General features: G+C 50.8%; 14 protein-coding genes. 2 read left to right on the top strand and 12 right to left on the bottom strand.

Annotated elements, in window-relative coordinates; translation table 11 throughout:
• Positions 1 to 170 precede the first annotated feature (170 nt).
• Positions 171 to 638, top strand: coding sequence for a GAF domain-containing protein (locus tag NSB25_RS00695; RefSeq protein WP_103239638.1), 468 nt, complete (start codon positions 171 to 173; stop codon positions 636 to 638).
• 21 nt (positions 639 to 659) lie between these two features.
• Here NSB25_RS00695 and dcd read toward each other — a convergent pair whose 3' ends face one another.
• From dcd to NSB25_RS00680, 3 genes are all read right to left on the bottom strand, one after another.
• The gene (dcd, locus tag NSB25_RS00690; protein WP_103239687.1) at positions 660 to 1,193 is read right to left on the bottom strand and encodes a dCTP deaminase; all 534 of its coding nucleotides are present in this window, start codon (positions 1,191 to 1,193) and stop codon (positions 660 to 662) included.
• A gap of 97 nt (positions 1,194 to 1,290) precedes the next feature.
• Positions 1,291 to 3,687 carry an AAA family ATPase gene (locus NSB25_RS00685; RefSeq protein WP_103239637.1) on the bottom strand — a complete coding sequence of 799 codons (2,397 nt, stop codon included), beginning with the start codon at positions 3,685 to 3,687 and terminating at the stop codon, positions 1,291 to 1,293.
• Positions 3,688 to 3,689: 2 nt separating this feature from the next.
• Positions 3,690 to 3,989, bottom strand: coding sequence for an ATP-dependent Clp protease adaptor ClpS (locus tag NSB25_RS00680; protein ID WP_103239686.1), 300 nt, complete (start codon positions 3,987 to 3,989; stop codon positions 3,690 to 3,692).
• Positions 3,990 to 4,388: 399 nt separating this feature from the next.
• Between NSB25_RS00680 and NSB25_RS00675 the strand changes: the two genes are divergently transcribed.
• Positions 4,389 to 6,446, top strand: a complete 2,058-nt coding sequence (locus NSB25_RS00675; protein ID WP_103239636.1) for a leucine-rich repeat domain-containing protein — start codon at positions 4,389 to 4,391, stop codon at positions 6,444 to 6,446.
• 117 nt (positions 6,447 to 6,563) lie between these two features.
• Here the strand turns inward: NSB25_RS00675 and NSB25_RS00670 are convergent, their stop codons facing one another.
• The 9 genes from NSB25_RS00670 to NSB25_RS00630 form a co-directional block, all read right to left on the bottom strand.
• Positions 6,564 to 6,941, bottom strand: coding sequence for a hypothetical protein (locus tag NSB25_RS00670; RefSeq protein WP_103239635.1), 378 nt, complete (start codon positions 6,939 to 6,941; stop codon positions 6,564 to 6,566).
• A 380-nt stretch (positions 6,942 to 7,321) separates the two neighbouring features.
• Positions 7,322 to 8,284: a calcium/sodium antiporter gene (locus NSB25_RS00665; RefSeq protein ID WP_103239634.1), complete on the bottom strand. Its 963-nt coding sequence runs from the start codon at positions 8,282 to 8,284 to the stop codon at positions 7,322 to 7,324.
• A gap of 240 nt (positions 8,285 to 8,524) precedes the next feature.
• Complete coding sequence (locus NSB25_RS00660; RefSeq protein WP_103239633.1) at positions 8,525 to 10,543, bottom strand: beta-galactosidase; 2,019 nt, start codon at positions 10,541 to 10,543, stop codon at positions 8,525 to 8,527.
• 29 nt (positions 10,544 to 10,572) lie between these two features.
• Complete coding sequence (locus NSB25_RS00655; RefSeq protein WP_103239632.1) at positions 10,573 to 13,281, bottom strand: hypothetical protein; 2,709 nt, start codon at positions 13,279 to 13,281, stop codon at positions 10,573 to 10,575.
• Between the two features lie 24 nt (positions 13,282 to 13,305).
• Positions 13,306 to 14,196, bottom strand: coding sequence for a carbohydrate ABC transporter permease (locus NSB25_RS00650; protein ID WP_103239631.1), 891 nt, complete (start codon positions 14,194 to 14,196; stop codon positions 13,306 to 13,308).
• A gap of 9 nt (positions 14,197 to 14,205) precedes the next feature.
• Entirely contained in the window at positions 14,206 to 15,132 is a 927-nt protein-coding gene (locus NSB25_RS00645) for an ABC transporter permease (protein WP_103239630.1), read from the bottom strand.
• Positions 15,129 to 15,368 (bottom strand): hypothetical protein, encoded by a 240-nt coding sequence (locus NSB25_RS00640; RefSeq protein ID WP_103239629.1) that lies wholly within the window; start codon positions 15,366 to 15,368, stop codon positions 15,129 to 15,131. Before NSB25_RS00640 ends, NSB25_RS00645 begins: the two co-directional genes overlap by 4 nt.
• Positions 15,346 to 16,995, bottom strand: coding sequence for an extracellular solute-binding protein (locus NSB25_RS00635; RefSeq protein ID WP_146040031.1), 1,650 nt, complete (start codon positions 16,993 to 16,995; stop codon positions 15,346 to 15,348). Before NSB25_RS00635 ends, NSB25_RS00640 begins: the two co-directional genes overlap by 23 nt.
• A gap of 194 nt (positions 16,996 to 17,189) precedes the next feature.
• Positions 17,190 to 19,088, bottom strand: a complete 1,899-nt coding sequence (locus tag NSB25_RS00630; RefSeq protein ID WP_172455072.1) for a helix-turn-helix domain-containing protein — start codon at positions 19,086 to 19,088, stop codon at positions 17,190 to 17,192.
• Between the last annotated feature and the right edge of the window lie 252 nt (positions 19,089 to 19,340).

Genomic DNA, 19,340 nt, shown 5'->3' with positions numbered 1-19,340 from the left:
CCTTTGCCTTAGGAGAAAGCCCTTATTGGTCCCTGCGGAAATCCCGGGCTCTGGCGGCAGGGCCTCTTCCGGGACTTGCATGTCCATGCCCACTGTGCTAAAATCAGTTCCAGGCATAGCAGTCTCTCAGCAATAGAATTCCCATAGCTGCACTGAAAGGAAGATAACCCATGCGAATAAAAACCGATTATTCCCTGATCCTTGCACAGCTGAAAGCAGTCACAGAATCCGAACGGGATACCATCGCCAATCTGTCCAATGCTTCCGCCGTGCTGAATATGAATCTGGCGGAAATTAACTGGGCAGGCTTTTACCTGGTCCGCGGAAACCAGCTTATTCTCGGCCCCTTTCAGGGAAGGCCCGCCTGTGTCCGCATTGCATTCGGAAAAGGCGTCTGCGGAACTGCCGCCGATGCCGGTGTCACCCAGCTGGTGGCAAATGTCCACGAATTCCCGGGCCATATCGCCTGCGACGGCGCATCCAATTCGGAAATCGTTGTCCCCATTCATTATGCCGGACATCTGGTGGCTGTTCTGGACATAGACAGTCCCGTTTATGACCGCTTTGACGCAGAAGACCGCACAGGTCTGGAGGCATGCGCGGCATTATTGGGAAAGGTCTGTGACTGGAAGCTTTAAATGGAAAGCAGGCTTACCGGCCTATACCTCTTCGTCCAGAAAAGCTTTCGATCCTGTGGCGCCCTTCTGCCCCTGGTATTTTCCGTTATAAGGCTTCAGCGCCATGGCATCCATCCGTGAGAAAACCAGCTGCCCCACTCTGCGCCCTGCCTTCAGCTCAATGGCACAGCGATTGACATTGTACAGCTCCAACGTTATCTCTCCTTTAAAACCCGGGTCCACCCATCCCGCATTCTGGATGAACAGTCCCATTCTTCCCAGAGAGCTTCTGCCCTCCACAAAAGCCGTCAGATCGTTCGGCAGCTCAAAGTACTCCATAGTGGTGGCCAGAACAAACTGATTCGGCAGCAGGACATAAGTATCACTTTCTATCGTTTTATACCTGATTTCCTTATCCAATGTGATAATTCCAGTAGGGGAATCTTCCACAATGCTGAAGGTATTGCCCAGGCGAATGTCCACGCTTGCCGGTTGAACCTGATCCCACTCCATAGGGCTTATTTTCAATGTGCCTTTTTCCAGCATACTGAATATTGTTCTGTCAGATAATACCATTTCCTGTCCCTCCCTGATTGTCTCATCCTGTGTCATTCTGTATAGTAAGCCAGGTGTTCTCTTCCATAAATCCTGTCTTCTGAACAGGCGGTCCTTTTCAGAGAATCCTCAGCGCAAACGCCTCCCCCTGAACGGTGAGCTCACATTTCCCTCCGTTTTTCAGTGTTCCGAACAGGATTTCGTCCACCAGCAGCGGCTTGATTTCGCTCTGAATCACACGTTCGATCTCCCTGGCGCCGAATTCCGCTGAAATCCCTTTCTTTTGAACCAGCCATCCCGCCGTCCTGTCCACAGACAGCTCCACATTTTTCCGCAGAAGCATCTTCCGGAGCTCACCCAGCTTTTTCTCCGTAATCTGCTCTGCCATCTTCCCGTTCATACTGTTAAACACCACAATTCTGTTCAGACGATTCCGGAATTCCGGCTGGAATATTCTCTTTACTTCCTCCAGAATTGCTTCCGATTTCACGTCCTGCCCCTGAAAACCGATGCCGGGTTTACCGATTCGGCTTGCCCCCGCGTTAGATGTCATAATGATAATGACATTACGGAAGTCCGCTTTCCTGCCCTGATTATCTGTCAGTGTGGCATAATCCATGGCCTGGAGCAGCAGGTTATAAATATCCGGGTGCGCCTTTTCCATTTCGTCCAGCAGCAATACCGCGTGAGGATTTTTCCGGATTGCCTCCGTGAGCAGACCGCCCTCCTCATAGCCCACATAGCCTGCAGGCGCGCCAATCAGTTTTGCCACCGCATGTTTTTCTTCGTACTCGCTCATGTCGAAGCGTACCAGTCGGACGCCCAGCTCTTCCGCAAGGCTTCTGGCAACTTCTGTCTTGCCCACGCCGGTAGGACCCACGAACAACAGACTGGCCAGCGGTTTTCCTTCCTCCAGAAGTCCGGCCCTTGAGAATTTCACCGCATTGACTGCCTGCGAAATCGCCTCGTTCTGTCCGTAGATCCGATTCAGCAGCCGTTTTTCCAGCGTGGCAAGCGCTTCCGTCTCCTCACTCTCCACAGCCTGTTTCGGAATGTGACAGATTTTCGACAGGATTTCGTCAATCAGACTTCTGTCCACAATCTGTCCCTCCGTTTCCAGAGGATGCATCCGCCGCCACGCTCCCGCCTCATCTATCAGGTCAATCGCCTTATCCGGCAGCCATCGCTCATTGATGTATTTCGCACTCATCTCCGCCGCGTATTCCAGCACGCCCTCCTGGTAAACCACACCGTGAAATGATTCATAATTCTCTTTCAGTCCCTCCAGAATCCGAACCGTATCCTGAATTCCCGGCTCTCCGATTTCTATATTCTGAAAACGTCTGACCAGGCTTTTATTTTTCTCGAAATGCTTCTTATATTCCTCATGGGTGGTCGCCCCTATAAAACGGATGTGGCCCGCCGCCAGATATGGCTTCAGCATATTCGAAATATCAAAAGTACCGCCGTTCACGGCGCCCGCCCCCACGATATTGTGAATCTCATCAATATAAACGATGGGCTTTTCCTGATGGCTCAGACTGTCCATAACCCGTTTAAAACGTTTCTCAAAGTCTCCTCTGTACTGGGTACCCGCCAGCAGACTTCCCAGATCCAGAGCGAAAATTTTAGCCCCTCTCAGAGGCACGGGCACCTTCCCTTCTTCCAGCAGCCCGGCAAGACCGTAAGTGACAGCGGTTTTCCCCACCCCGGGGTCCCCGATATGCAGCGGATTGTTCTTCTCCCTGCGACAGAGAATCTGCATTGTCCGTTCCAGCTCTTCCTCACGTCCAATCAGAGGATTCATACCCTCCAGCTTTTCATTCAGGCACACTGCGTACTGTCTCCAGAAATTGTCTCTTCTCTTTGTCCCGGTTGCACCTGTATCCTGTCCGTTTTTCTCCTCCAGGGCCCCGTTCTCCTCCCAGAGCGCATCTTCGCTGTCTGTCAGGTCTCCGTCCGCCCTGTCGCTTTCCTCCTGATTTTCTGTCTCCCCGGAGCTTTCTCCGAATTCTCCCGCTTCACTGTCCCACACCGCATTTTTATCGGCAGCCCTTCCGTTATCCTCCTGCTCCTGCGCCCGCTCTTCCGCGACAATGCACATTTCCTGCAGAAGTTCCGCGTGTTCCACGCCCTGCTCCCTCATATAGTAAACTGCATAGCTTTCTTCCAGCCCGTACAGCGCATGCACCACATGTGTCAGCTCCACCATGATTTTTCCGCTGTTCTGCACCGACATCCAGGCAATGGCCAGCACGTCATGCATCCCCTGGGACAGCCCCGGCACGATTTCGGCATCTTCCGCCACAGGCTCCATATATTCCTCCAGATAATTTCTCAGCTGTCCTTCCAGCTCCTCAATTCTTCCGCCGCAGTTCTCAAAGGCCCGGGCGAATCCCTCATTCCCGCAGAGTACATACAGAACCAGCTCTGGTGTCACATACTCAAAACGGGCATCCTTCGCCATGGAAATCGCTTTGTTAATCATCTCCGCCGTTTCAACCGATACGTACATTTTCACGCCTCCTCGATGGTCATCCGAAATGGAAATCCTTCTTCTTTGGCTCTTGCCGCCGCTGTCTGTACCCTGGTGACTGCAATATCGTAAGGGTAGGTTCCCACTGCCGCCCGGCCGCTTTCATGTACTGTCAGCATCAGCCGCTCTGCCTCCGCCTGCTCCTTACGAAAAATATTTACCAGGATTTCCACCACAAATTCCATGGAAGTAAAGTCGTCATTATGCATAATCACCCGATACTTCTTCGGTTCTCTTATATCTATTCTCGTCTTCTCTCTCGTCTCTCCCTGTACTGCCATTCTGTCAGCTCCTCTGCCCCGTAATTTTCTGCCTTCCCGGCCCCTTTCCATCCTCATTCCAATATCAGCCCATATTCTTTCACGCAAAGTATATCATTCTTTCTCCCTGTTTACAATCGCCTTTTCTTTCCCGGGTACTTTCATTCCCATTTCCGTTTTCCGTTTATACTTCATCCGGAAGAATCTCCTGCAGCTCCAGGGCATTATTATCCGGACCGAAATCCTGAATCAGTTGCAAAAAAGCAGAAATCTGTTATAATAAGCTTGAAATCTGGTTCTGAATCAAATACCCCGCTACAAGCAACGGGGTATTTGCCCCTCGCGGCAGTCGCCAAATGTCTGCACGCAGCCACTCGGCTCGTTGCCCGCGGGAATAAATTACGGAAATGAGGGATGAGAATGGCAGGCGAAACACAAAAATGCCCCATGTGTGGCACTAAGCTGAAAATGATGAATGGAAGAATGACCTGTAAAAAATGTGGCTATTATATTCGAAGCCAGAGTGAAATGAACGACACATCCGCCCGGCAATATGGCGGAAGCGGCCAGTATACAGACAACCGTCAGACCGGCACAGCAGGACAATCCGGCTCTGCTTACCAGGCCGGTACTCCGGGACAGACCGGTTCCACATACCGGACCGGCGCTGGCCAGACCGGATCCCCTTATCAGTCCGGTACCACGGGCCGCGCCAGTTCCACATGGCAGTCCGGTCAGTCTCCCACACAGAAAAAGCCCGGCGAAAGTAATCCTGTTGTCGCCATTGTGGTCTCCGTGATAGTGGGCTCCATCTCTGTGGCGGCCCTGGTTGCCATTGTGCTCTTCCGCGCCGGAATCTTCGACGGTCTGATAACCGGAAGGAATTCCGGAAGCGAAGCCAGTTCGTCTTATCGATACAGTGAAAGCGATTCCCCGACCCAATCCGCCCAGGCCTCTCAGGATTCTTCTTCCTCCGGGCAGAGTGCTTCATCCGCAAGGCTTCCGCAGTCCTCTTTCTTCTGCGAAGTTGCGGAAGCGGTCTGGGGCAAGCCCTACAGAAGTATCTCCGCGGAAGAATATGCCAGCCTCACGGCTCTGCAGATTGACAGAGATGAAAAATCTATTTATTATCAGCTTAATTACGGAGAGACCCAGACGCTGACTTATTACAGTGACATAGGTATGAATCTTGCCGATCTTGCATCCTTTACCGGCCTTGAATGGCTCTCACTGGATGCCGACCTTAACAAAGGCGATCTTGACGGACTGAATTATCTGTACGGCGTCTATGCGGAGAATACCATCAGCGATCTGGCCGATATCATTCCAAACCCGGAATATATCACGGAAATCGGCGCCGAAGACAGCATCTTCGAACATGACCTGTCAGGGATCGAATCCTTCCCGAGCCTGGAATATCTCTATGTGGATTATGGTTCTCTGGAGGACATCTCGGCGCTGCTGCAGTATCCCAATCTGCTGAGTCTGACTCTCATTGACTGTGATTCCCTGAATGATTACAGTCCCCTGATGTCATTGAACAGTCTGGAATCCCTGACCATTGCCTCTTCACAGCTGAAGAGCATTGATTTTGTCAATGAAATGCCGTCACTTACCAGTCTGTCCGTGGAAAACAGCCAGATTTCCAATATAAATGCCCTGGGCAACTGTCCCGGACTGGAAGTCCTTTCCCTGATTGATAATTACGATATCGCCGATTACTCCATCATAGGGCAGTTAAGCGAATTAAAGGATCTGACACTGGAAATGAGTTATGACAGTGTGCTTCCTTCCTTTGAGAATCTGACTCAGATAGAATGGCTTACTGTAAAAAATGCCAGTGATCTCACACCTTTGAAAGATGCTGTCAACGTCACTTACCTGTCTCTGGCAGACTGTGCCGGCTGGGAGCTGGAGTCCATCACCGCCATGCAGAACCTGAACACTTTGATTATCAATGATTTCAGATCTTATGTGGAGTCTCTGGAACCGCTGACCCGCCTGCCGAATCTGAATGCCCTGAGCCTGGAGGACACCTCTGTATTCGGCAATATAGAAGAAATTTTCGGTATTCCCACGCTGCAGTATCTGTATCTGGACGATTGTCAGGTGGGTATTGATTTCGAGAGGATGCCGGTGAATGAGACACTGGAAGTGTTATCGCTGAGCGAGATGACCATCTTAAAAGATCCTACTTATAATAATGGAGATGAAATCAACCTTTCGGAGCATTATGACATGTTCGACTGCTTCCCCAATCTGACGGAGCTGTACGCGGCTTCCCTGAGGCTGGACAGCATCGAATTCGTGTCTAAGCTTCCCCGTCTCCAGTATCTGGATATCACCAATAACAGTGTTACCAGTTTAAAACCGCTGGAAGCCCTCAGTGATTTCCAGGCCGTATGGTGTGGTCAGAATACCATTCTGGAGAATCTCTCTTCAGACAGCAATATCTTCGTCTATACCACAGATTACTAATAACACAGGGGATGCCGCATATCCGTTTTTATCCTGATTCCTTCATGCGGTATCCCTGTTCAGCCGGAGGCAGCTATGCATTTGATGGACCGCCGAACCCGTGTCACGGTCTTAATTTTATTGTGTATCTTGTTTTGGGGAATGTGTTTTGGCAATATGCAGACAGATTCCTCTTTTGCGTGCACAGAATCCGCCGGCTCCGGCCTGGAAGACAGCGATGCCTCTGCCTCCCCCGCCTCCGTTCTTCGGCCTGTGGGAAAGCCCGCTCCTGCGGCCCAGGCTTACGGGCAGAAAGTACTGAATCAGTGTGAAGACACTCTGGTTCTGCGCCATCATATCCGGAGAGCCAGTCCCCGTCCCGGCAGAGGCGGCAGTTTCCTTTTTGTTCTCATCAGTTTCATTTCTCTGCTCTTTCCGCTTTTTTTCGTCGTCCGCACCCATGTGGACTTCCACGAGATATACAGCAATACGGTCATCATAAGATATATCCATCATAAGGACGGGCAGAAATCCTGACTCCTTTCCGCCGACAAAGCAATGGCATGACATTCGGCAGGCAGCAAATACATTTCAGCGTAAAGGAGAAAAATAAATGAATATCGGATATTGGCTCATTCTTATTTTCGGGGGCGCCGTAGGCATCCTCTCTACTTTGTATATCGTTTTATCTCTGTTCGGAACACTGGGATACAAAATATATCGAAAAGTAAAATACGGAATATCACTTTTCAAATAGTTTAAAGTTCATATTACAAACCCCTCCGCACTTTGCTCCCGGCAATGCGGAGGGGTCTGTTTTGTCCAGTTTCTTTCTGATGCCACTTATAGAAAGGCTCATCATCCTTCTGCAGCTGCATATTGTGGCCTCCGGCAGCTCACCCGGCCACCACCAGCGTCAGGTACAGGTAAATCCCGTAAGCGAGAAGCAGCAGAATCCCCTGCCATTTCTGGAATTTCCTGGTGATCATAGTGGGAATCAATGCAATGCATCCCACAACCAGGCAGGCGGGAAGATCATATCTTGCGGAAGCCTCCGCAATCGGAAGTGCCTTTCCCGATACGAAGGAGCTCAGGGGAAGAATCAGTGTCAGGTCGATGATATTTGCGCCCAGAATATTCCCCACAGAGAGAGAGGACTGCTTCTTGATGATAGCGGTAATCGTCGTAATCAGCTCCGGAAGAGAAGTTCCCACCGCAATAATCGTAACGCCGATGACACGTTCCGGAACGCCTGCCAGGGTTGCCAGTGTACTTCCGTTGTCCACCAGCAAATCCGCTCCCCATACAATTCCCACGGCACCCACAATAAACTTTGTCACATTGACCGGAATCTCTTTCCCCTGAGGTTTCCGCCTGGTTCCTTCGCTTCCCTGGCCTGTCATGGCCTTCTTCGCGGATGTCACATTCTCCCACAGGAAGACACAGAAAATGAGAATCAATACGATAGATATGGGCATTGTGGTCTGTCCTGAAAAGCCGCAGGCCACAATCAGTCCGGCCGCCGCCAGCATCAGAATGGATTTCAGCAGATAATCCCTGCGCTTAATCACTGCCGGCATACAGATCAGGGAAATCGCCATAATCAGACCTATGTTCGCCGTGACGCTGCCCACCGCGTTCCCGATTGCCATGTCCACACTTCCTTTTGCCGCCGCCATGACGGAAACCAGCATCTCAGGCAGCGTGGTGGCCAGACTCACAATGGTGGCTCCGATAATCAGCTTCGGAATCCCGCTCACTTCCGCAATCCAGGACGCAGCGTCAACAAAGTAATCGCCGCCTTTCACAATAAATACAATACCCACGAGAAATAAAAAAACAGTCAGTGCCAGTTCCATTTTGTCGTCCTCTTTCTTTCGTATTTTTTCAAAAGAAAAAACCCACGCACAGCCTTATGCATATCAGATCACAATCCGTACGCAAAGGCTATGTATGAGTCTCGTTATTTAAGACAAGCCAGACCAGCGGTCGAGTATGTTGACTTGTCACGCATCCTGCGCTTACTACTCCCCCATCAGGTTTTTCAATTGTCTACTTAGTGTAGCACACGGACGGACAGCTGTCAATACACCAAAACGTTACCTGTGGCTTTTCCTCACAATGCAGAATCCATTTCCCGCCAGGGGAATATGCGTTTCATAACGTTCTCCCGTCAGATAATCTTCCACAGGACATTTGGCGGGAACCATTACCTCCTTCCTGTCAAACTGAAAAAGGAAATAAATCTCTCTGCCCTGAAGAATGCGACAACATACCCAAACTCCCTCCGGAATCAGAAATGGATACGCCTGAATGCCTGACGTGCTCAGAATATAATCCAGCAGTTCCCCCCAGGCCCGGTCCGGCAGATCTGTGCCGACATAATATGCCTTTCCTTTTCCATATGTATGACTGCTGATTACCATGCTGCCCTGCTTGTAATCCTCCACATAGGTTCCCAGTGGCCTGGCAGGGCCTGACAGCAGCTCACTCCAGACATTATCTTCCACTACATACATCTTTCCAGGTTCCAGCTTCAGACGGGTATGGTTGTCCGCATATACAGGTTCCACCTCGCTGACTGTCACCCCGAAGACATCCGTCAGTCCCGCCGGCAGAGAATCCGTATATCCTGTATTATGTTCATCCTTCACAGAAGTAAGGAATGTGGCGACCACAATCCCTCCCCGCTCCACATATTCCCGCACCTTTTTCTGCCGGCTGCGGCTCATAAGGAAACCACTGGTCAGAATCAGCACAGGATACCTCTCCCAGTCCGCCTCCGGCGAAATCACATCCGCCCCGTATCCCCTGCTGCCCAGAAGCCGAAACAGTCTGCTCTGGTATTTGATATAGTCGAAATTCTGTTCATTTACAGGCTTGATTTTCAGGGCCCAGCAGGTATCATAGTCAAAGCAGAAGGCGATGGAATTGACGATTTCGGATTTTTCCAGCGGCTTCAACTGTTCCAGAAGCCCGGCAGTCTCCTGCATTTCATAATAACGTCTCCGGGGAAGCCCATCTGCATCCAGAATAGCATAGTTGAGCTGTTCCGCGCCGAAGGGAAAGGAGCGGAACTGAAAATGCAGCAACATCTCCGCGCCGTGGGCCAGCGCATGAACGGCCGCCTGCTTCAATGCCCCAGGGCTGGATTGCTTACGGCCGCCGCCATTAAGTTTATGTCCCCCGCCGGACGTGAATTCCAGAATCCAGAAAGCACGGTCCGGCTTGATTCCCCTGGCAAACGCATAAGGAAAAGCACTGATTTCCCCACTCCTGAGATCCGGATAGAAGTCAAATGCATACCGATCCAGCGTCCGGAATCCCTGATAATACTGAATGGAATTGGCAGCCAGTCCGGTGGCATTTGTCGTGACTGTATGGGAACTGTATCGACGCAGAATTTCCGCCTGTATATTCTGGTATTCAATCTGGCTCTCACTGCAGAAGCGCTCATAGGAAAGGCGCAGACCGGGATTCTCATAGTAGGCCGGAATGGACTGCTCCGCATGAACCTCAATGGTATTTACAGGAGGCTGAATCTGGGAAAAGCTGTCATATTCCATGGACCAGAAAATGGTCCCCCAATGTCGGTTCAGGGCTTCTATGGTCTGATATTTCTCTTCCAGCCATCCCTGAAACTTCCGCACACAGACCGGACAGTGACATCTGCCGGTTCCCTCCTGGGCAGGTTCATTATCAATCTGGAATCCCAGCACAAAGGGATTCCCGCCCAGTGCTCTCGCCAGCGCTTCCGCAATCCCGGCGGAAAAGCGCCTGTATGTTTCGTTATTATAACAATAATGTCGCCTGCCGCCGAAAGGCCGGGTAACCCCCCGATTGTCCACATACAGAATCTCAGGGTGTGCACTTACAAGCCAGGCCGGCGGGCAGGCGGTAGGCGTACACAGTACAGTGCGGATGCCTGCCCTTCCCAGTTCGTTTACCACGTCTTCCAGCCAGTCAAAGCAGTACTCTCCCCGCTGCGGTTCCATACGGCACCAGGCAAATTCCCCCATGCGCACAGTATTGATTCCGGACTCCTTTAAAAGCAACAGGTCATGCCGCAGCGCTTCCGGTTCCTTGTGTTCCGGATAATAGGATACACCATAATACATATCTGTCTCTCCTTTTTTCGTTCTGGCTGTCACTCATATAGCCAGTCCAGAGTGTCTGCCACCTTTCCATCATAATCTGCCTCTCTGGGCTGCAAAACGGTATCCGCGGGAATGATACCCGCAATCAGATAGGCGCCTGTGCCGAAATACAGAGTATGCTCTCCCGCCTCATAGCGATATGCATGGATATCCGCCACGGGACACCCTTCGGCCACAACCGCCCCCCGGTAAAGCACCGCCAGCCCGCCGCGGTCATCCGCGTGGGTATTGGTCTCCAGATCCGGCAGCTGCAGCCATTGAATACTCTTATCCCGCATATAGCCTATCAGAATAAAGGAATCCTCCGAAAGCTCCACAGTGACGGACAGATTCCCCTCAAAGGCTTTCTCAAAGTCCACGGCAATTCCCGTAAGCCCCTGCAGCTCCGGGACAAGCTGCTGCAGCTTCCGTACCCTGTCGCAGGAGATACTGCTTCCGGATGTCATGACAAAAGTATGTGCATTATCCGACAACAGCCGAAAAGGGGCCGGCCGCAATGGCAGGATACCGGCTTCGGACTGCTTCCCGGGACGATAACGTCCTTCCTTCAGCTCCTTCGTATGCTTCACCAGGTTCTCATATTCTCTCTGATACTCCGGCAGACAGGCCGTCCAGTGACCGTAACGTTCCCCGTCCGGAAACGGAATCTTTCTCTGAGGAGTCTGCATGCTGTTGGCATAGAGATATGTCTGCTTTGTCAGCGCGGCAAGTTCCCTGTAAGCTTCCAGGGACTGTCCCAGGTACCGGACAGCCTGCTCCAGCAGAGAAATATCCCCGTAACAGTCTCCGTCCATACCTGCTTTGTATTTCAATACTTCCATAGCCGCTCTGATCTTGTGGCAGTAAGAATGGGTCAGCAGCCACAGTGCCTCCACATCTGTACCAATCCGGCACAATTCCCCGCTCATATCCGGTACATGCTCCTTAATGGCCTGGAATTTTGTCCGGGCCTCGTCTGCCAGGGCAGCTACTTCCTCCACACAGTCATAAGGGGTCTCCCCAATGTGCGGCAGTCCCTCCTGCTCTCTCCTGACATACTCCTCAGGCTGCTCTCCTCTCACAGCCACGCTGTTCCACAGTTCCAGATTGGGCCGGTACCGGCTCACATTGGTAAGCTGGCTCATGGTCATGCCCAGGCTGAAAGTCTGGCGGTTGCCCTCGGTGATACCCACCCGCCCCAGAAGCCTGGGAGCGCAGCGCCCGGCAGCTTCCATAGCCTCCAGAAGCAGTGCGCCGTCCTCCCCGGACAGCTCATAGAGAGCTGCAAAGCGCGCAGCCCAGTACGCTTTCTCCACAGCTTCCTCCCGGTCGGGCTGTACAGCATAGCGAAACCATGCCTCGAACCAGATCCTGTCTCTGTCTGCCTGAAGCAGACGCGGATTCGTCCTGTCCGGCGAATAAGGCCAATCCCAGTAAAACATAGGATACAGATGCAGTCCGTCTGCGCCCAGACGATATCGCCCTGCCTGGACACATTTCTGTATATACAGCGGCGCCAGAAAGCGGAATGGCTCCAGATCCGCAACAATATGTACATTGATAATGTGAGTTGTCCCAATCTCTGACAGAGAACGGTGCAGCTGCTGCCAGTTTCCCCTGGGCAGGCAGGTGGTGAGACCTTCCCCATTGTATTTCCACATGGTATACAGATTGGAATATTGCTGCATTGCCTTTGTCATGGCATCCTGCGGGTCACAGTCATGACCTCTCAGAATCAGAGGCGGCTCCCGGGTGAGCCCGGCTTCCTCCATCCCCTCCCTGACGGCAGGGATAATGGTGTGGATAAACCAGTCTGTCTTGTTTTTGTTTCCGCGCAGCGCCTCACCCAGGCACACCATCAGCCCGATGTTCGGAAAGGATCTGACAAATTCCCGGATCGACTTGCGGGTGTAGTCTGCAACCAGAGGATGTATGTTATTCTGGGTCAGCTCCAGCCCATGGGCGATTGCAAAGGGATACGGAATATGAATATTATAGAATTTCAGCACCACCCAGATACCCCTGCGGTCACACTCCCGGGTAAGCCAGGAAAAGATATCCTGATTTTCCCGGAATTCCTCCTCTGTCACTTCCAGGGCCTCCGGATAATCCGCCACCTTCACCAGGGAAGAGAAAGGGTGCCCGCTCCAGATATAAAGTACATTGCAGCGCATCCACAGCAGGCGGTCCAGAAATTCGCTCCAAAGCTCTCTGTCATAGAACCAGGGAAACCGGGATCGCGTAATGGGATATTCGTATGTACGGCGGGGCGGCTCTATCTTCGTCTTCTGCAGGCCCACCGCAGGTCCCCGCAGCCTGTACACCGGCGTCTCCCCGAAGGCAAGTTCCCGGGGCAGAGTTCCCTGCTCTCTGATTCTTCCGGCCAGTTCCAGACAGCCGTACAGAATTCCCGTGTCGTCTCCGCCGCAGACAACAGTGAGGTGTCCGGGACAGCTGAGCAGGTAAAATCCCTCCTCCCCCGGCTCTTCGGCATGGAACAGCAAAAGCTCCTCCTGCCGCAGCCATTCTGTGCCTGTATCGTTTTCCAATGTACCTGCATACAGAATATCACCTTCCAGTTCCCGGTAAGAGGATAATTCCGGAAGCTCTGGCCTGCGGACAGAAAATCCTGCTCCTTCCAGGGCTTCGGAAAGAATCTGAAAGCCCAGGGCAATTCTTTTGTTATTCTGTTGTTGTGTGAGTAAATTTATAGTTTTCATGGCATTTCTCTCCACTTCTTCTTTCTATTCTTTCAGAGATCCCACCATCAGCCCTCCCCGGAAATACTTCTGCAGAAAAGGGTAAATCAGCAGGAAAGGAATCGTAGATACCACCACCATTGCCGCCTTTACGCTCTTCTCCATCTCCTCATAGTTCATGGCGGACACGGAAAAAGAATTGGTATTCAGGGCAGAACCTTCCACCAGGATGTTGCGCAGAATCAGCTGCAGAGGATACAGACTGTTATCCCGCAGGTAAATCATGGCGTTGAACCAGCTGTTCCAGTGGCTTACGCCATAGTAGAGGAACATAACTGCCATTGCAGGTTTGGACAGGGGCAATACAATCCGGAACAGAATTGTGAAATGCCCTCCGCCATCCATGCGCACCGATTCCTCCAGGGATTCCGGAATGGACCGGAAATAGGATGTCAGCAGAATCATATTGTAGGTGTTCACTGCAGTGGGGAGAATCAAAGCCCATCTGGTGTCATAAAGTCCCAGGTTCCTGACTGTAAGCCAGGAGGGCACCAGCCCTCCAGAAAAGTACATGGTGAAAAGAATCAGCAGCATAATCGGCTTCTGCAGCTTTACACGGTCCGCCTTTCGGGAAAGAAAATAGGCCCCCAGAGATGTCATCAGCAAATTGACCGCCAGGCCGAATACCATGACAAACAGGGTATTGGCATAGCCTGTGAGAATATCTCTGATACCGAATACAATCTTGTAGGCATCCAGGGTAAAGCCCAGGGGATGCAGCAGAATTCCTCTGGATTTGACCAGTTCCCCGGCCTCACTGAAGGAGACGAACACTTCGTAAAGCATGGGATAGAGCATCACTGTTGCCAGCAAAGTCAGGAATACTGCCAGCACCAGGTCTGTCGCCCTGTTTTTCAGACTTTTACTTCCAATCATGACAACCTCCTAAAACAGACTGGTGTCCGACAGCCTTTTGCTGATGCGGTTCGCTGCCATGACCAGTGTAAAATTAATGACCGAGTTAAACAGATTCACTGCCGTAGAATAGCTGAAATTAAATTCCAGCAGTCCTTTCCGGTAGAGATAAGTGGAAATTACATCAGCATGAGAATAGATGGTCTCATTGTAAAGCAGCAATATCTTCTCCGAGCCAACGCTCATGACACCGCCCACCGCCATAATAAACAAAATAATGAAAGTAGGCCTGATGCATGGCAGGGTTATATACCACATTTTCTGGAAGCGTCCTGCTCCGTCTATATCCGCGGCCTCATAGATCTGAGCGTTAATCCCTGCAATGGCTGCCAGATAAATCAGAGAACTCCAGCCTGTTTTCTCCCAGATATGGCTGATTACATAGATGGGCGTAAAGGCCCCCGGAACCTGCAGCAGGGATCTGGGCGCGATGCCGAACCATCCGGCAATCACGTTGAAGAGTCCGTCTGAGAGACAGAACTCCTTGATGATGGAGCATACCACCACCAGAGACACAAAATGAGGGAAAATAGACACTGTCTGAATCACGGAGCGAAGTTTTTTCATCCGCAGTTCATTGAGCAGCAGGGCAAAAATTACAGGGGCCGGCATACCGAAGATCAAAGTGCAAAGGCTGATGCGCACGGTATTTCCAATCAGTCTCCAGAAATTGGGATACTCAAAAAATGCCTTAAAGTGCTTCAGGCCTGCAAAATTGCTGCCGAATATTCCAAGGTTCATCTTGAAATCCTTGAAAGCAATGGAAATGCCGTACATGGGCACATAGTGAAATATGATATAAAACAGAATAACCGGCAGTGCCAGAAGATACAGAGACCAGTTTCTTCGAAAGTCCTTCTGAAAAGTCAGTCTGTCTGTGGTTTTCTTATTCTTCATTCCAGGTTTCCTTTCCATACGTCCGTTATGGGAAATTCCCAGGTAATTACCCGGTAATTACCTTTATTACCTTTATTATTACCTTCCTTTCCATGCATGAGGTTATCGGGAATTATCGACAGACCTCTCACCTGCAAAGTACTTTTCCCGAACACAACCGTTTCCGCAGAACCCGGCCTGCCCGGATATCTATCCGGGCAGCGGCGCCTGCTCCTACTTGCTGATATAGCGGTCATAAGCATCCTGCTTCACCTTCAGGACCTCGTCGATATGATAGGTGCTCTGCAATGTGGTGACAAAGTCATCCCAGTTGTCCATACTCTCGGACCCGATGACAAATTTCAGAATCATCTCCCGGCAGTAGTCGTCAATGTTGGTCCAGTAATCACTGAGAATCTGCTGTTCCTGCGGCGTATGATTTACCGTGGGATACGCATAATCCTCCATATTGGCATACCAGCCGGACTGAATCTTCTGGGACTCCTCATCCAGAAGAATGGAATAATCTCTGGAGACCATAGCCCAGTTGAAATAATGTCCGTATGCGTTTCTTGCAGAGTTGGCGGTCACATCCACATTATCAGTGACAGTCTCCAGGAATTTCACGCTGTCTCCATCCAGTTCATAGGAAACCCCTTCCGTTCCGTAATTGTACAGCATACTGCCCTCTTCTCCGTAAGCGTAATCCAGAAATCTGCAGGCTGCTTCTATATCCTTGCAGGAAGTACTTACGGATATGGAGTAAGAACCATTGTAGCTGTTCCTGTAATGGCTCATCTTCGGCTCTTCGCCGACTGCGGATACCGCGCTAGGAACAGAAGACAGCTTATAACCCGTTCCTTCATTGGAATTCAGGCAGCTGGTCATTTTACCCAGCTGGTTGATGCTGATGGCACATTCGCCGCTTGCCATCTTGGAGGTGACAGTACTCTTGTCCACAGTAGGCATATCCGGATCGATCAGTCCCTCTGCGTTCCAGCTGGCCATCTCCGCAATGAATTCCTTATAGTTCTCCTCCAGCGGACCGAAATGTACCTCACCGCCCGCAATGTAGAAAGGATATGTGGTTTCATAGGCGGAGCTGATGGGCGTCATAGCGTACTCCAGGAAGAACCATCTGCTCTCAAAGGTCAGAGGAGCAGGCAGGTTATAGGCCTGCTTCAGGGCGGCCAATGTATCATGCCACTCCTCCACAGTGACAGGCACAGTCAGATTCTGCTCATCCAGCCAGTCCTGGCGGATAGCCGCACCGGTCTCAATCTGCATGCCGATATCCCTGACAAAGGGAAAGCAGAATATGGTTCCGTCATCCAGGGTCACCTGATTGGCAATCTCGGGATTTGCCTCCAGATAAGCCATCAGATTAGGCATATACGCCGCATAGTCATTTAATGGAATGATGTAGCCCTCCTCTATGGCGGCGGCAGGCCCTCCCGGATATTCCACCCAGTTGGCCCACAGCAAATCCGGCAGATCCCCGGAAAGCAGCATCACAAGGAAGTCCTCATCAAAGACATAAGCCTCCGGCGTTGGCCCGAAATTTTTCAGGGTTACGCCTGTTTTCTCCTTCAATACATTCCAGAAGAAATTTTCCTCTGCCAGATAAGGATATTCCGTCATATCATAAGGATCGGTGTCCATGTTTACGGTCAGTGTGATATCTGCCATTGGATAGGAAAAGGCATCTGTTTCCTGTGATCCCGCCTCCAAGGCGCCGGATGCTTCGGCAGAGCCGCCGGATGATGGCTGCGAAGACATATTACTGCTTTCATTGCCAGCGCTTCCGTCGGTTTCGTTCCCACAGGCAGTAACTGCAAGCATTGTCAGAACGGCCAATAGAGCAATCAATCGTTTCGTTTTCATTACAGGTCCTCCATTTTTGAATCATAATTTCCAGTATTAACATGGCCATGTTTACCAAAAGATATCACGATTTCCCGGACTTGTCAGTCCACAAAAAAAGGAATCTGTCACTAATTTCAATATAGTAGACAATTCCTTTTCTGTTTACTTGATTTAATTATGCAATTTATACAACAGAACAGTTAAAATAGCTTTCATGCCTTCTGCACCTTGGCAGCATACTCTGATGGTGTCATGCCTTCATATTTTCGAAATACCCGGGTAAAAGTATTCTGATTCTCATAGCCGGCCATCCGCATGACCTCTTTCACAGAAAGCTGACCTGCTGCTTCCCTGAAAATGCGTTTTGCCTCCTCCACGCGCACCTGGTTGATATAGTACAGCACACTCTCACAACCCGATTCCTTCAGCTGCTTATTGATCCCGGAGGCCGATTTCCCCAATGCGGCACAGACATCCTCCACGCTGAGGGCCGGATTGCTGTAATTGGCCATAATATATGCTGTAATATCTTCCTTCAGCCGGTTCTGCCGCCTGTCTCTGAGATAGTCTTCATAGAACAGCAGACCGGGGACTCCCGGCTTCCAGGGAACCGTCCTGACAAGTTCTGTGGTCTCCTCATAAGCGGCATAAGCCTTTAAGCTGCCGGTATACACATTGCTGACACAGATATGGCATGAATATCCCCTGAGGGATAGTTCGTCCTGTAAGCAGCCCAATGTCTCCTGCTGAGAATCCCTCTCTTCGGGTCTGCTCAGAAAATAATACAGAACATTCCCCTGACTGCGGCCGAAGGTAGCGTCCACAGACAGCGATTCATCCGGGTAAATCCCCCTTTCCCGGAAAATATAACCGCTCTTCTCCGCATCCTCCTCGGAGGTCAGTACAAATGCCAGCACCCGGAAACCGTTCTCCAGAAAGTCAAGATTAAAAAGCTTCAGGTCATTGGTATGTATATTCTCCGGCCTGCATCTGCCGCTGAGCAAATATTGGAGATACACGGTTTTCAGCTTCCTGCGGTTTGCCTCCAGTTCCCCCTGATTCTTCTTCTGGGTCAGAAGCAAATGTTCAAAAGAATCCCACACATACCGATATTCACCGGTCTTACCCTTAGGTCTGTCCATGGACATCTCCAAACTGTTGATGATTTTCTTTAATGGCAGATAGTTTGCCTTAAAAGAGATAAGCAGTGCGGCCGCACAGATGACCGTAATACCGATAATCCCCAGAAGCATAAGCCTGGTGGAGTCTGACAGATATCTGTCGAACTGACGGTTCTGGACATAGCTGCGGTAAGTCCACCCGGATTCCCCGGAGATCAGCTCTATGACCTGACAGTCCTCCTCCCCGTCACTCTCACCCAGAATGGAAACGCCATTAGAAGTAATCAGTTCATAATGTGTGTCCGGGGATTCTTTCAGGCGCTTCAGACGCTCATGTATCCCCTGCCTGGACATTTCCAGGAAAATGATTGCCTCCCTTCGAAAGCTGTTCAGGGGCATCAGATACACATAATAGATATGTTGTTCTCCTTCTGTCTCCAGGAGGTAATAGCCGTTGCGTTCCATCCCGTCCATCCACTGCACCCATTCCTCATATTCCGCTCCCAGCCCGGCAATGTAAGTCCGGTAATACGTAAGTGTAGGGCCGGATGTGTTGTACGCGATGCAATAATCCTTATTCCGCATATAGACAAAGCAGTTGGTAATTACACTCTGGTTGGCCATGGCGCTGGCCATGCTTTCCTTCAGGCTCCTGATCTGCAGGATATTGCCCCGTTCTTCCTTCCAGGAGGACAGCAGCTGTTTGGATTCCTTAGACAGCGCAATACTCAATGCCGTTCTCTCCATAATCGCCAGATCCTTGTCCATACTCATGGACAGTACTTCCAGTACATTTTTATAGATGATTTCGTTCTGAGATGCAATCACCCGGGACATCTGCCGCATGGACACAATCCAGATACCGACAATCACTACCATAATCAGCAGATAAGAAAATATAATATTGCGCAGTACATTTTTATCTGATGACTGCCCGTTCTGCCATCTCTTCCCGAAATCCAGTCGTCTGCTATTCCCTTTCCACGGCATATACATGCTCCTCTCCATGGAATCTGTCAATCTGTTCTGTATGACCATGGCGGCTACAGATGTTCGTAACAGGCACTGAATACAGGGCGCATGTCTTCCATCCTGCCACGGGGAATGCTGTACTTCACAGCTAAGCTTTCCCAGTTGTCCCTTACAATTTTCAGAATTTCCTCTGCCATCTCCCGCTGAGCAGCAGTACCCTGCCTGCAAGCCAGCTGTTTCCCCTCAATCAGTTTTGTTCTCGAAATTTGT

The sequence above is a fragment of the Acetatifactor muris genome (assembly GCF_024623325.1).
Classification (GTDB): domain Bacteria; phylum Bacillota; class Clostridia; order Lachnospirales; family Lachnospiraceae; genus Acetatifactor; species Acetatifactor muris.
The sequence above is the reverse complement of the archived record's forward strand: the minus strand, read 5'-3'. Positions and strand labels throughout refer to the sequence as shown.